Origin of the sequence: Moorena sp. SIO4G3, assembly GCF_010692305.1 — a bacterium.
In the GTDB taxonomy this organism is placed as follows: domain Bacteria; phylum Cyanobacteriota; class Cyanobacteriia; order Cyanobacteriales; family Coleofasciculaceae; genus Moorena; species Moorena producens_A.
Genome location: NZ_JAAHIG010000274.1, coordinates 1 through 12,079, shown reverse-complemented (window position 1 = coordinate 12,079; position 12,079 = coordinate 1). Strand labels below are relative to the sequence as shown.

Genomic DNA, 12,079 nt, shown 5'->3' with positions numbered 1-12,079 from the left:
ATTAAAATTTATAGCAACCGAAGTATAGTTTAGGACATAGTATTTTGGTTTAAAGGGAGCAGGGAGCAGAAATATGTCTTAGGCTTTACTTCGACTGCTATAAATGCCTATTAGTTTACACCTGATGCTCTATAGCTTTTTTTTTATCTATTTTTTTAATTAAATGGATAGTCAAATTTAGCATTACCTAGTATTGATATTAGTTACTTAATCTTTAAGTATTTCGATAATAAATGAATGGGAGTGTCTGCTAATTTAAAAAAAACTAACACCAACTTTATCCTAAAAATTACTATCCTGAAAATTAATCAAATGGAATAGTATATATTAATACTATAGCAATTATCATACTCATCAGGTACAAATCTCTGGGTTTTAGGGAGCAGGGAGCAGTTAATAGGCCATAGGCATGCTAGCAATAGGCAATATAAAAAAAATAATGTGTACCTCATAGCCAGTAGAAACGCTATATAATAAATATTTTTTTATTAAAAAAAGTTGAGTTAAAATAACGTAATTAATTTCATGCGCTTATTGATAATTCAGTATGCTGGAGATTACCGTGAAGCCTTTGAACGCTTAGCTAACGGTGGACCTGAAACATACTATGCTCAGAAATATTCTGTAGATGCGGTAGCTGAAATTGGCAAACAAATTGGGGAAGTTGCAACTCTCTGTTGTATGACCGAAAAACCCTACAATCAGCTACTGGAAAAAGGAGTTCGTGCCATTGGTGCAGGGTTTGATGGAAAGATTAACGTTAAAAAGTTAATCCAATTGATTGAAGATTACCATCCCACTCATTTAGTTCTTCGCACACCCATTCGGGACGTTTTTCGTTGGGCAATTAACAATACTGTTCCAACCCTAGCCCTATTTGCTGAATCTATTCCCACCAGAAAGGTGCGTAACAAGTTTCGTAATTATTTACTAAGCCAATTATTAAATAATGATCGAATCCAATGGATTGGTAGTTATGGGATTGATTCCTCCCGAGTACTCCAGGAGATAGGAGTCCAATCTGACAAGATAATTCCTTGGACTTTTATTGTTACTGAAACCCCAGAATCCTTGTCACCAAAAACTCTACCAGCACAGGCTAAGCCCTGGCAACTGTTTTACATTGGGTCAATGATTGAAGCTAAAGGGGTTGGCGATATATTAGAATCTATCGCTAAATTAAAAGCTAATAAGTTTCCAATCAAATTGAAGATAGCTGGTAACGATAAAACAGGTTTCTTTGTCAATAAAGCTAAGCAGCTACAAATTGAAGACTGTGTAGAGTTTCTCGGAATAGTACCAAATAAGACCGTAGTTCCTCTGATGAGAGAATCTGATCTGGTATTAGTTCCTAGTCGCCACGAATTTCCAGAGGGTTTCCCACTGGCAATTACTCATGCCCTTTGCGCTCGAACTCCAATCATTGCTTCAGATCACCCGATGTTTATCAATAAACTAAAAGATGGCATCAGTGCGAAAATTTTCGAAGCTGGCAACTCTGTTGCTTTAGCAGAATCTATTCAAAAGCTGCTTTCAGATTCAGATCTTTACCATAATCTGTCTATAGCCTCTTACGAAACCTGGAAGAGTTTGCAGCTTCCAGTAAAATTTGCTGACCTAATTCAGCGATGGCTACATGACTCACCAGAAAATGAACAGTGGTTAATTGATCATCGCTTAAGTTCAGGGCGCTACAACTCAACATCTCCCTAATAATTTTTCATAATAATTATGATTACTAAAAATAATAAGCCAGATAAAGAATTCCTAATCTATAGGATTTAAGGTGCATTTTAAAAATTGTTCGGATTAATACCAAGTAGAAACTAATCATTACTAACTAACAATGGAAGTTACTTTGTCAAAAATACCGTTTAACCGCCCTGTTACTGTTGGAACGGAATTTGACTATATCCAACAGACCATCAAGAACATGGATCTTTCCGGTGATGGTGCTATTACCAAACAATGTCATGCTCTACTCGAAGAAATATTGTCAGTGCCGAAGGTTCTGCTAACCACTTCCTGCACCCATGCTCTGGAAATGGCGGCAGTACTATTAAATATCCAACCAGGGGATGAAGTCATTGTTCCCTCCTTCACCTTTGTCTCTACCATTAATGCCTTCGTCTTACGAGGTGCTCAACCTGTTTTTATCGACATCCGCCCGGATACCCTCAATTTAAACGAAGAGAAATTAGAATCACTGATTACCCCCCGCACCAAAGCCATTGTCCCTGTACATTACGCCGGTGTCGCGTGCGAGATGGATACTATTTTGGACATTGCTGGGCGCTATGGTATACCAGTTGTTGAGGACAATGCTCATGGGCTATTTGCTAAGTACAAAGGCAAGTATCTAGGTACATTTGGTTGTTTAGCTACCCAGAGTTTTCACGAGACTAAAAACTTTACTTGTGGAGAAGGTGGCGCACTGCTGATCAATGACCCGCAGTATATCGAACGTGCTGAGATTATCCGCGAGAAAGGCACTAATCGCACTCGCTTCTATCGCGGTCAAATTGATAAGTACACCTGGGTAGATATTGGTTCAAGTTATCTCCCCTCAGGCATACTCGCAGCTTTCTTGTATGCTCAACTAAAAAGTCGCCAACAGATTCAGAGCAAGCGACAGCAAGTTTGGGAGTACTACTACGAAAATCTCAAGGATTGGGCACCGGAGTACGGTATCCGCTTACCAATTGTGCCAGAGTACTGTGACCAGGCATACCATATGTTCTACATACTCTTACCGTCCCTAGAGAAGCGCCAAGCCTTGATTGCTCACTTGAAAGCTCAAGGCATCTACAGTGTTTTTCACTATCTGCCATTGCACTTGTCTGATATGGGACGAGAGTTTGGGGGCAAAGAAGGAGACTGCTTGGTGACTGAGGATGTAAGCGATCGCTTACTTCGTCTGCCCTTTTACAACGATATGACTGAGGCTGACCAAGCAAGGGTTGTGGCATCAATCAAGAAATTTTTCTGAACTCTAGCAGAACTCTAAGACATACATAACTGAGGTAAAACTGGGTAACAAACACTATCAATAGTAGGGTCCAGAGTGAGACCCTACAAGTATACTTCCTGCCTAAGTCCTGAAATAAATAGATAGGCAAAGGCGTTGCGTCAGTCAAATAATGAATAGCAGTAGAGTGGGCATCCTGCCCGCCCGAAAATAAGCATGAAACTGGCAAGATGCCAGTATAGCAAGGGAAGTATAGTTTAGGACATAGTCTTTTGGTTGAAAGGGAGCAGGGAGCAGGGAGCAGGGAGCAGAAGATGTCTTAAGCTTTACTTCGACTGCTATAAATAAGCATGAAACTGGCAAGATGCCAGTTCCACCCAAGATGCCTATTCCACGGCAAGATGCCTATTCCACAGGTGCGACCCAAGGCCGCGAGCAATCCCTCGCGGCCTTGGAGGCGCGCACCTAAACACTCTTAAAATCATTCCATTATTAAGCAACGCCTAGGCCAAAATCAGCCCAGCTATCTAAATCTATAAATCCAATACTCAAGCGTTCGCGAACGCTTACTTTGTCTTACCTTTGGTCAAGATTCATCAAGCAATTAACTAGGTAATTTATAATACTTAGTATCACAAAAAATAATTATAGGAGTAGTCAATGAGCCTATCAATTACTAAAAGCTATATCGCTAATTCTGAAGAATGGGATGAAATTTGGCAACAATGCAATTATTCAACTTATTTTCATTCAAGAGAATGGGCGGAAATCTGGAATACCTATACTCAAGGAGAAATTCGCCCAAATCCTCTAATCATCCTATTCTCAGATCAAAAAAAAGCTTTAATTCCCCTTTCATATAAACTTGGAAATCAGAAATTTATCAAGAAATACTCATCCTCACCAGACGGAACCTTTGGAGGATGGATTTCTGCAGACGAACTTACCATTGACCATGCCATTTTACTTGTTAAATTTTTAGATAAAAATTTTTGGGGTAAATTAAGTTGGCGAGTAAATCCTTACAATGAACTAGCTAGTCAAGCTGTAGCCCTAAGTTGTGTCAGTGAACAAGAGGAGGATACAACTCACGCCATTAACTTAGACGTGGGTTTTGAGACAATTTCCAAAACTTGGAAAAAGGGCGGTAATTCTATGGCTCGAAAAGTCCGAAAAGCAATCAAGGAAGGAGTTTCAGTAACTACAGCATCTACCCTAGATCAATGGTGGGAATATTATCAAGTTTATCAAGATTCATTACGACGATGGGGAGATAATAGTCTTGGTAGCTATAGTTGGGAACTTTTTAAAACAATTTTTCAACGTAATTCACCTAACGTTAAGCTTTGGGTAGCCCACTATCAAGACCAAATTATCAGCGGAGCACTATGCTTCTACGCCAAAAAACATGTGGTGTATTGGCATGGCTCATCCTTAGAAAAATACTTGAATCTAAGACCAGTTAACTTAGTTATGCATGAAATTGTCAAAGATTCTTGTGAACAAGGATATTCTTGGTTTGATTTTAATCCTAGTGGTGGATTGCCAGGAGTTATAGCATTTAAGAAAAGTTTTGGAGCCGAGCCTCTTGACTGTTATATGATCTATGTTGATCATAAGTTGAGGCGTATGGTTAAACCCCTAAAACCTTTAAAGAAAATCATAATGCCGTATTACCCTAAAGCTAACTAGGCCAAATGGTTTAGTTTTTATATCTAAAAACCATGACATTAACCAGCAAAATCTTGGAAAATTAATAAATTATCATTTATTTTAATAATAGTCATGGTTCAACATCCAATCATCACTTAATCGTGAGCTATAATTGAAGCGGTACATTTGATGGCAAGATTCAACCTTTGTAACACCGATGAATCAGCAGTTGAGAGTTGGGTTTTTCTCTTTTCAGAACTATTTAGACAAAAATACTTTTTCTGGCATACTTTATTATATGCATAAGTCTCTGGCATCAAGAGACCTTGAGTTGATTAATCTCGGCAATCCGAAAGAAATATCGAATAATAAATCCTATTGGAATAAGCTAGTAAAGCGTATAAAATTAAGGAATTTATTTTTAGGAAAGTCTCACGCTCACAATCAAGAGCTCAAACGCTTCATAGTTACAGTTCAAAAACAGTTAACCGAAACTCCATGTGATCTACTGTTTTGCCCGGTTGCTTCAGGAGAATTAAGTTTTCTTGAAACTAAGATTCCTATTCTTTTTTTATCCGATGCTACTCCGAAATTGATCAACAATGAGTACTATAAAAGTTACGAAACCTTAGAAGAATTTTACCTAGCTGAAAAACATGAAACTTCTGCACTATCAAAATCAACTAAAGTAGTTTATTCTTCAGAATGGGCTGCCAAATCTGCCATTAATGACTATCAGGCAGAGCCAGAAAAAATTAAAGTGATTCCCTTTGGAGCTAATTTAGATAATATCCCCTCAATAGATCAACTCTTTTATAAATCTAAGGCTTCCCGTTGTCGTTTATTGTTTATTGGTAAAGATTGGCAGAGAAAAGGTGGAAATATTGCCTTTAACACTCTCCAGTCTCTGCTCAGCATGGGAATTGACGCTGAGCTAGTTATGGTTGGTTGTATACCACCGGAGGAAATTAAGCATGAGCGGCTAAAGGTCATTCCTTTTTTGAATAAAAATATTCCTGAGGAACGAGAGGAACTTAATCAATTATTTTTGCAATCCCATTTTTTTATATTTCCCACTCGTGCTGATTGTTCACCAATTGTGATTTGTGAGGCTAATGCATTTGGTCTCCCTGTAATCACAACTGATGTCGGAGGAATCTCGACAATTATTAAAAACGGTAAAAATGGTTATATGTTACCGTTATCTGCCTCAAGTGATCAGTATGCTAGTTTGATAGCAAAGAACTTTGGTGATCGGACAGTCTATGAACAGTTAGTCAAGTCTTCTCGAGAACAATACGATCAGTATCTCAATTGGGATAAATGGGCAGAAGCTATACATGGTGTGATGATCAGCATGTTGAATTGAAATCAACCCCTGGTCAATCGGATTATATATAGCAATCCGTGTCGGAGTTGTGAGATTTGGAAGAAGGTGAAGAGGGGAAAGAGGGGAAAAATCTACTCATCCCCTCTTTTTCTTATGCCTCATTTGTAATTTAGAAAGACTTAACTATGAGGCCAAGCTTTGTGACCATGCTCTAAGCCGGTAGGCATAGGGTGCATCTCCTAAAAGTTGTTTGACCCAGCAGTGGTGCGTTACGGGCAGCAACCTAACCCTGGCCCTTGAGCGAAACATGAACGCTGCCCTGAAGCACCACTAGCAACATTGTCAAATATGAGATCCACCGGTAAGCATATCAACCGTTTACAAGCTCTTTTGCTAGCAATGGTAGTGGGTTACCGTCAAAGTATTCAGGAATTGGTGCACCCATCAATTGCAAAATTGTGGGGGCAAGATCAAGAGCATGACCCCTTCCCAAATTAACACCGGACGCAATACCTGGACCATTAGCGATGATAAATCCCTCAGAGCGATGGCTGCCAGCACGATAATGGGGTACAGGACCAATACGTCCGACATCAGGACTTTCAACCACATCTGTGGCATACTCATCTTGCCAGACAATTACTAAGTCAGGATCAGACAGCTTAGGATTTCGATCACTGGCCGACTTCCGTGTCTTGATGATGTCCTTGATCATCGGTACACCTTTCCGGGCATCTTTAAGAGCGTAAAGCTTTTGGATCAGTTCATCACACAAGGCATCATACTCCGATGGGGGTACCAATCCTTGTGGTTCTCGTCCCTGAAGATTGATGCGGATATATCCTTCTGCAAAGCTTGGTAGGGCAAAGGCTTTCATCTTGGGCCAGAGCGGCATATACCAAGAAGCTGGTTGATAAGGTACTACATCGGTTTCCTTAGTGAGCCTGAATGGGGAGATCAGATCTGTTTCTTTAGAAGAATCTAACCATGGCTCGATTAGTTCGAAAAGCTTGGTGGGAGTTTCTCGTCTCAAAAACCGTCTAATTGGATTAGGGTCATACTTAGTACCCCACAGATGTCGCTCCCAATAGTTCCATTTCATTTTGCTCATGATTGGTTCCAGGGGTGTTCCCAACTCACCCCCATTAGCCAGGGCAAATTTGCCAGGAAAACTATGGCGATATAAAAACTCAGCCAGGAAGGTGGTGCTGGGCACATCCATGGTGTTAGGACCCATGCCATGAGCAGAGAAAATGACGACATGAGCATCCTTTGGTGCTTTGGCTAAAATCTTGCCGATTGCCCGATCAATGGCTTGAAAGCCTTCGAGCATGGGATCACCTGAAACACGGGGACTCAAATCCTCATAGAGAGGATGCTCCGGTTGACTCAACTGCCAGAAATTGTGACCCAGTGCATGGGCTTCGCCAAACACTGTTAAAAACAAGTCCCAAGACTCTTGTTGCAAGAGATCTTGACAAATAGTAGCGCGACGGGCAATCCCTGTCTCGAGAATTTTCTGAAGTCGGAGTGTTGCCTTTAAATCGAGACACACTGAATAGTCGTTATGGAGCCCTGGGTGTTCTCCATGTTTGTCAACCAGTTCTTGGAACAGTGAAGTTGGTAAAGACCCGCTATCTACTTGAGGAGAATGGGCTCCCCAAGCTAAAACTTGGAGACCATTTACCTTGTCAGAGAGCCGAGCTTGAGGCATGTCAAAGACGGCCACTCGATAATCTTCACCCAGGGCATAAAATGGAGAATACTCATTATAGTCATAAGCTGCCTTGGTGTAGAAATCATAGGTACCTTCTCGAAATCCTAAGAAAGACCAGAACCCAGTTTTTTCAGGTGAGCAGCCAGTCAAAAATGTTGTCCAAGGCGTTTCTGCACTAAACGCTTCAAAGTTTTTCAGGCGTCCATAGGTTCCCTGGTCCCGCAGACGACGCATAGTCTGGAGATGTCCCTGAGACATCCATTTCTCAATCACAGACGGCTCAGCTGCATCTAGTCCAATGGCAATAACAGGCTTTTTCATTTCTCTGAAACTAAATGTTAATACTGGAGATACAACCTGCAACTTAACCAGGGGCATTTGTGAATCTTGGCAAGTCTTAGAGTGGCATTAAACTCGATTTGGTCTATCTTATACAACAGCTAAGGTTTACCGTTATACCCCTACTTTTATTTTTACCTATGGATTGACCAAAATCCTGATGGTTATATAAATTTATGAACAAGATTAACTGAAAGTTATATATGATAAACTTTTGAGAAAAAATTTTTTATAAACAATCCGGATAACTGGATTTTTTCCAGTATATATTAGTGTTGATAATTACCAGCCATGTAAGCCGTAAGCTAATGCGCACTTATCACAGGCTTCTAGCCTGTGCCACGCACGCTACTTGAGGTGCAGTCAGCTTACCAATAAACATCCCATTATCAAGTCAGTTTTTTTATAGCCCTGATAGTTAAAATTTGTGTACAGTATAGGTTCCAAAAAAAACTTAAAGTTTATATTATTTTTGGTTAGTTTTTGCCTCAGTTTATTTATTGCGTTTAATCCAACATATTCTGAAAATTTTTATAAAAATATTAATATTTATTTAAGTGATTCAACCTTGCCAAACTATCCGGTTAAAACTAGTAACTTAGGAACTAACCTTAATGGAATTGCTGATTGGTCAACTGAACTTCCTTTCTTAGATGCCTTCAAATCCTCGAGACCATGGATTACTCAATGTGTTTCTGGAGAAACAGGCTGTAGTGGTTCGTGGGATACTGAGGAATACGATAAACTGGATTTAGACGAACAGGGCTGGGTTAAGTCTTTACCTGCTCCAGAAGCTCCTCCTGAATATACTCGTGTGGCTACACTACTTTTTACAGGGATGAAAAATTATCCAGCTGGAAAGTATGTGGTTTTATACGATGGAGAAGGCACTATAGAATACAAGTTTGATGCTACCAAAGATGAGGTAGCGTCAAGGCCAGGAAGAGATGTAATTAATGTAACACCATCCGGGGCTAGTATCTATTTAATAATTACCTCTACGGATCCTAATCAAACGGGTAATTATATTCGCAACATTCGTGTTGTTCAAGCTAAGTATGAAGATACTTACGAGTCTGAACTATTTAATCCTGAATTCATCAATAAAATTAAAAAATTTAAAGCCATCCGTTTTATGGACTGGATGGAAACCAATCATTCTAAGCAAGGGGAATGGTCAAATAGACCAAAAGTAGATGATGCCTCCTACGCTTACGGTAAAGGTGTACCTGTAGAAATCATGGTTAAACTGGCCAATCGAATTGGTGCTGATCCATGGTTTAATATGCCCCATCAAGCTACAGATGAGTATATAACTAATTTTGCCCAAATAGTTAAAGATACCTTAGATCAAAATCTAAGGGTTTATGTGGAACTGTCTAATGAAGTGTGGAATTGGCAATTCCAACAAGCTAACTATGCCTTAGCTCAAGGTCAAGCTAGGTGGGGCAAGGATAAAGGAGATGCATACATGCAATGGTATGGCATGCGTACTGCTCAAATGTCTGATATTTGGAAAAAGGTATTTGGTAGTGACAGCAATAACGTTGTGTCTGTTATGGCTACCCATACCGTATGGCTTGGTTTGGAAAATGCTGCTTTGGATTGTCCTCTGTGGGTAGCAGAGGGTAATACTCCTTGTTATCAACATAGTATTGATGCTTTTGCGATCGCGGGATATTTTAATGGCAGCTTAAACGCGGAAGAAAACGAAAGCACCATAGAATCTTGGTTGAATGAACCCGATGGCGGAGTGTCAAAAGCGTTTAAGCAGATCAAATCCGGGGGTTTACTTCCCACAGAAGAAGACTATGAGAGTTTAAGTGATATTGATGAAATTTTTAACTATCATCAACAAGTAGCAGCTAAGAGAAAACTACAGTTAGTGGTTTACGAAGGTGGTCAACATCTTGTCAAGTCCGATAATCAAAAACTAACTGAGTTTTTCATTGAGCTTAATAGACATCCAGAAATGTACAAAATTTATACACAACTCCTGAATGAATGGAAGAATCAGAACGGTGGCTTATTTATGCACTTTTCTGATATCAAGAAGCCGACTAAATGGGGGAGCTGGGGTGCTTTAGAACATGTATACCAAAAGAGTTCACCCAAGTATGATGCTCTCATAGACTTTATCGATCAAAATTCCTGATTCTGTAAACTTCCCTAGAAAGCTGTACAAGGGTGAATCTGCTACAGTTTAATCTGGCTAAAATCTTTCACCAACAACGATAGCGTTAGGGAAACATAAGCATTCAGCTATCAGCGTGTCGCGTATCAGCTATCAGCTAAAAACTTATGGCCACACTACTGTTCGCGCAGCGTGCGCGTAGCGCAATCGGTGTTTTTGAATAAAATAAGCTGACGGCTGACCGCTGACCGTTGAACGCGCACGCGTGCGCGTAGCGCATATGCTTACAGGGAAACAGCGTTTCAGTGCTACCTCTGCGTTTCAATTCCTTGCCTCGTCCAAGAAAAGAGCTAAATTCTCAAAGCAGTTAAACGATGAACACTCTCTCAGCTGTAGAATACAAACCCCAAGGTGTGAAGCAAATTGGATTAGTTGTGATTGGACGCAATGAAGGTGAACGCCTACGCCAGTGTCTACTGTCTGTAATTAAGAACGCCGCTCGTGTGGTTTATGTCGATTCTGGCTCCACAGATAACAGTGTGGAAATCGCTCATTCTTTAGGGGTAGAGGTGATTGGACTCGACCTATCTAAACCGTTTACTGCAGCTCGTGCTAGGAATGCGGGATATATCTATCTCAAACATTTAGAGCCAAATCTTAAGTTTGTCCAATTCGTGGATGGGGATTGTGAGGTAGTAGGGGGATGGCTCGACTATGCTCAAGGGGAACTGGAAGCCAACCCTAATGTCGCTGTAGTCTGTGGTCGCCGACGAGAGCGTTTCCCTGAAAAATCTATATATAACCGATTGTGCGACATGGAGTGGGATACACCAGTGGGTGAAGCTTCCGCTTGTGGTGGTGATGCAATGATGCGCACAGAAGCTTTTGAACAAGTCGGAGGGTTTAATCCTAACCTAATTGCTGGTGAAGAACCGGAACTGTGCTTGCGGCTGCGCCAGAGGGGTTGGAAGATTTTGCGCCTAGATGCTGAAATGACTTGGCATGATGCCCAAATGACTCGTTTTAGTCAGTGCTGGAAGCGGTTCTTGAGAGCAGGTCATGCTTACGCTGAGGGAGCCTGGTTACACGGTCACACTCCAGAACGCCATTGGGTCAAAGAAAGCCGGAGCATTTGGTTCTGGGGGTTACTCTTACCCCTGTTAGTATTTGCGATCGCATGGCTCACCCATGGCTTGAGCTTATTGCTGTTGCTTGGTTATCCTCTGATGACTTATCGGATCTATCGTCATAAGTCCCAGACAAGTTTGAGCTCAACAGATGCTTTACTTTATAGTCTCTCTTGCATGATCGGCAAGTTTCCTCAAGTCCAAGGTCAGATTCAATTTCACCTAAATCGATTGCTAGGACAGCGTAGTAATTTGGTTGAGTACAAAACTGTACTTAATAGTAACAGTTAGAGTATAGCAATTATCATAGCTATGAGGTACACAATTTCTGGATTTTATGGAACAGGAAACAGGTAACAGGTAATAGGGAATAGGTAATAGGGAATAGGGAATAGGTAATAGGGAATAGGTAATAGGGAATAGGGAATAAGTAATAGGGAATAGGTATCATTATAAAATAGCTAATTATATCTATTTTTTACTTGAAATAAAAGTATGTAATTTATAGAGTATAGCTGGTGATATTTTGCTTATTAACGTGGATTTAATATATAGTATATTCTACCTCTTAATACTGATGGAAATAAAAGGTTTTTTTTGTTAACTTAACCCTCTTATCTGTTCCCTGTTCCCTGTTCCCTGTTCCCTGTTCCCTGTTCCCTGTTCCCTATTCCCTATTCCCTGTTCCCGATTCCCGATTCCCGATTCCCGATTCCCGATTCCCGATTCCCGATTCCCGATTCCCGATTCCCGATTCCCGATTCCCGATTCCCGATTCCCGATTCCCGATTCCCGATTCCCGATTCCCGAT

11 protein-coding genes are annotated in these 12,079 nt (G+C 40.6%); 6 read left to right on the top strand and 5 right to left on the bottom strand.

Annotation, left to right across the window (positions count from 1 at the left end):
• Positions 1-308: 308 nt before the first annotated feature.
• On the bottom strand, positions 309-452 hold the full coding sequence (locus F6J99_RS32560; RefSeq protein ID WP_293119230.1) for a hypothetical protein: 144 nt from the start codon (positions 450-452) through the stop codon (positions 309-311).
• A gap of 73 nt (positions 453-525) precedes the next feature.
• On the opposite strand from F6J99_RS32560, the gene F6J99_RS32555 reads away from it, so the two are divergent.
• Both F6J99_RS32555 and rffA read left to right on the top strand, forming a co-directional pair.
• The gene (locus tag F6J99_RS32555) at positions 526-1,713 is read left to right on the top strand and encodes a glycosyltransferase (RefSeq protein WP_293119228.1); all 1,188 of its coding nucleotides are present in this window, start codon (positions 526-528) and stop codon (positions 1,711-1,713) included.
• Between the two features lie 133 nt (positions 1,714-1,846).
• The gene (gene rffA / locus F6J99_RS32550) at positions 1,847-2,989 is read left to right on the top strand and encodes a dTDP-4-amino-4,6-dideoxygalactose transaminase (RefSeq protein ID WP_293119226.1); all 1,143 of its coding nucleotides are present in this window, start codon (positions 1,847-1,849) and stop codon (positions 2,987-2,989) included.
• 144 nt (positions 2,990-3,133) lie between these two features.
• On the opposite strand, the gene F6J99_RS32545 is transcribed toward rffA, so the two are convergent.
• Positions 3,134-3,331 (bottom strand): hypothetical protein, encoded by a 198-nt coding sequence (locus F6J99_RS32545; RefSeq protein ID WP_293119224.1) that lies wholly within the window; start codon positions 3,329-3,331, stop codon positions 3,134-3,136.
• Between the two features lie 297 nt (positions 3,332-3,628).
• Between F6J99_RS32545 and F6J99_RS32540 the strand changes: the two genes are divergently transcribed.
• Positions 3,629-4,660 carry a GNAT family N-acetyltransferase gene (locus F6J99_RS32540; protein ID WP_293119222.1) on the top strand — a complete coding sequence of 344 codons (1,032 nt, stop codon included), beginning with the start codon at positions 3,629-3,631 and terminating at the stop codon, positions 4,658-4,660.
• 178 nt (positions 4,661-4,838) lie between these two features.
• The gene (locus tag F6J99_RS32535) at positions 4,839-5,990 is read left to right on the top strand and encodes a glycosyltransferase family 4 protein (protein ID WP_293119220.1); all 1,152 of its coding nucleotides are present in this window, start codon (positions 4,839-4,841) and stop codon (positions 5,988-5,990) included.
• Between the two features lie 331 nt (positions 5,991-6,321).
• Here F6J99_RS32535 and F6J99_RS32530 read toward each other — a convergent pair whose 3' ends face one another.
• Entirely contained in the window at positions 6,322-7,989 is a 1,668-nt protein-coding gene (locus tag F6J99_RS32530; protein WP_293119218.1) for an alkaline phosphatase family protein, read from the bottom strand.
• A 586-nt stretch (positions 7,990-8,575) separates the two neighbouring features.
• Here F6J99_RS32530 and F6J99_RS32525 point away from each other — a divergent pair.
• Positions 8,576-10,162: a cellulose-binding protein gene (locus F6J99_RS32525; RefSeq protein WP_293119216.1), complete on the top strand. Its 1,587-nt coding sequence runs from the start codon at positions 8,576-8,578 to the stop codon at positions 10,160-10,162.
• Positions 10,163-10,515: 353 nt separating this feature from the next.
• Positions 10,516-11,559 (top strand): glycosyltransferase, encoded by a 1,044-nt coding sequence (locus tag F6J99_RS32520; RefSeq protein ID WP_293119214.1) that lies wholly within the window; start codon positions 10,516-10,518, stop codon positions 11,557-11,559.
• 19 nt (positions 11,560-11,578) lie between these two features.
• On the opposite strand, the gene F6J99_RS32515 is transcribed toward F6J99_RS32520, so the two are convergent.
• Together F6J99_RS32515 and F6J99_RS32510 are read right to left on the bottom strand one after the other, a co-directional pair.
• Positions 11,579-11,719, bottom strand: coding sequence for a hypothetical protein (locus F6J99_RS32515; protein WP_293119212.1), 141 nt, complete (start codon positions 11,717-11,719; stop codon positions 11,579-11,581).
• 149 nt (positions 11,720-11,868) lie between these two features.
• The coding region (locus F6J99_RS32510; RefSeq protein WP_365974701.1) for a hypothetical protein at positions 11,869-12,079 on the bottom strand (211 nt) is incomplete at its 5' end.

Bases quoted from the DNA above. Each gene is read 5' to 3' on its own strand.
- F6J99_RS32530 (WP_293119218.1), bottom strand. From the start codon at position 7,989: ATGAAAAAGCCTGTTATTGCCATTGGACTAGATGCAGCTGAGCCGTCT.
- F6J99_RS32520 (WP_293119214.1), top strand. From the start codon at position 10,516: ATGAACACTCTCTCAGCTGTAGAATACAAACCCCAAGGTGTGAAGCAA.
- F6J99_RS32560 (WP_293119230.1), bottom strand. From the start codon at position 452: ATGAGGTACACATTATTTTTTTTATATTGCCTATTGCTAGCATGCCTA.
- rffA (WP_293119226.1), top strand. From the start codon at position 1,847: ATGGAAGTTACTTTGTCAAAAATACCGTTTAACCGCCCTGTTACTGTT.
- F6J99_RS32535 (WP_293119220.1), top strand. From the start codon at position 4,839: ATGAATCAGCAGTTGAGAGTTGGGTTTTTCTCTTTTCAGAACTATTTA.
- F6J99_RS32555 (WP_293119228.1), top strand. From the start codon at position 526: ATGCGCTTATTGATAATTCAGTATGCTGGAGATTACCGTGAAGCCTTT.
- F6J99_RS32540 (WP_293119222.1), top strand. From the start codon at position 3,629: ATGAGCCTATCAATTACTAAAAGCTATATCGCTAATTCTGAAGAATGG.
- F6J99_RS32515 (WP_293119212.1), bottom strand. From the start codon at position 11,719: ATGATACCTATTCCCTATTACTTATTCCCTATTCCCTATTACCTATTC.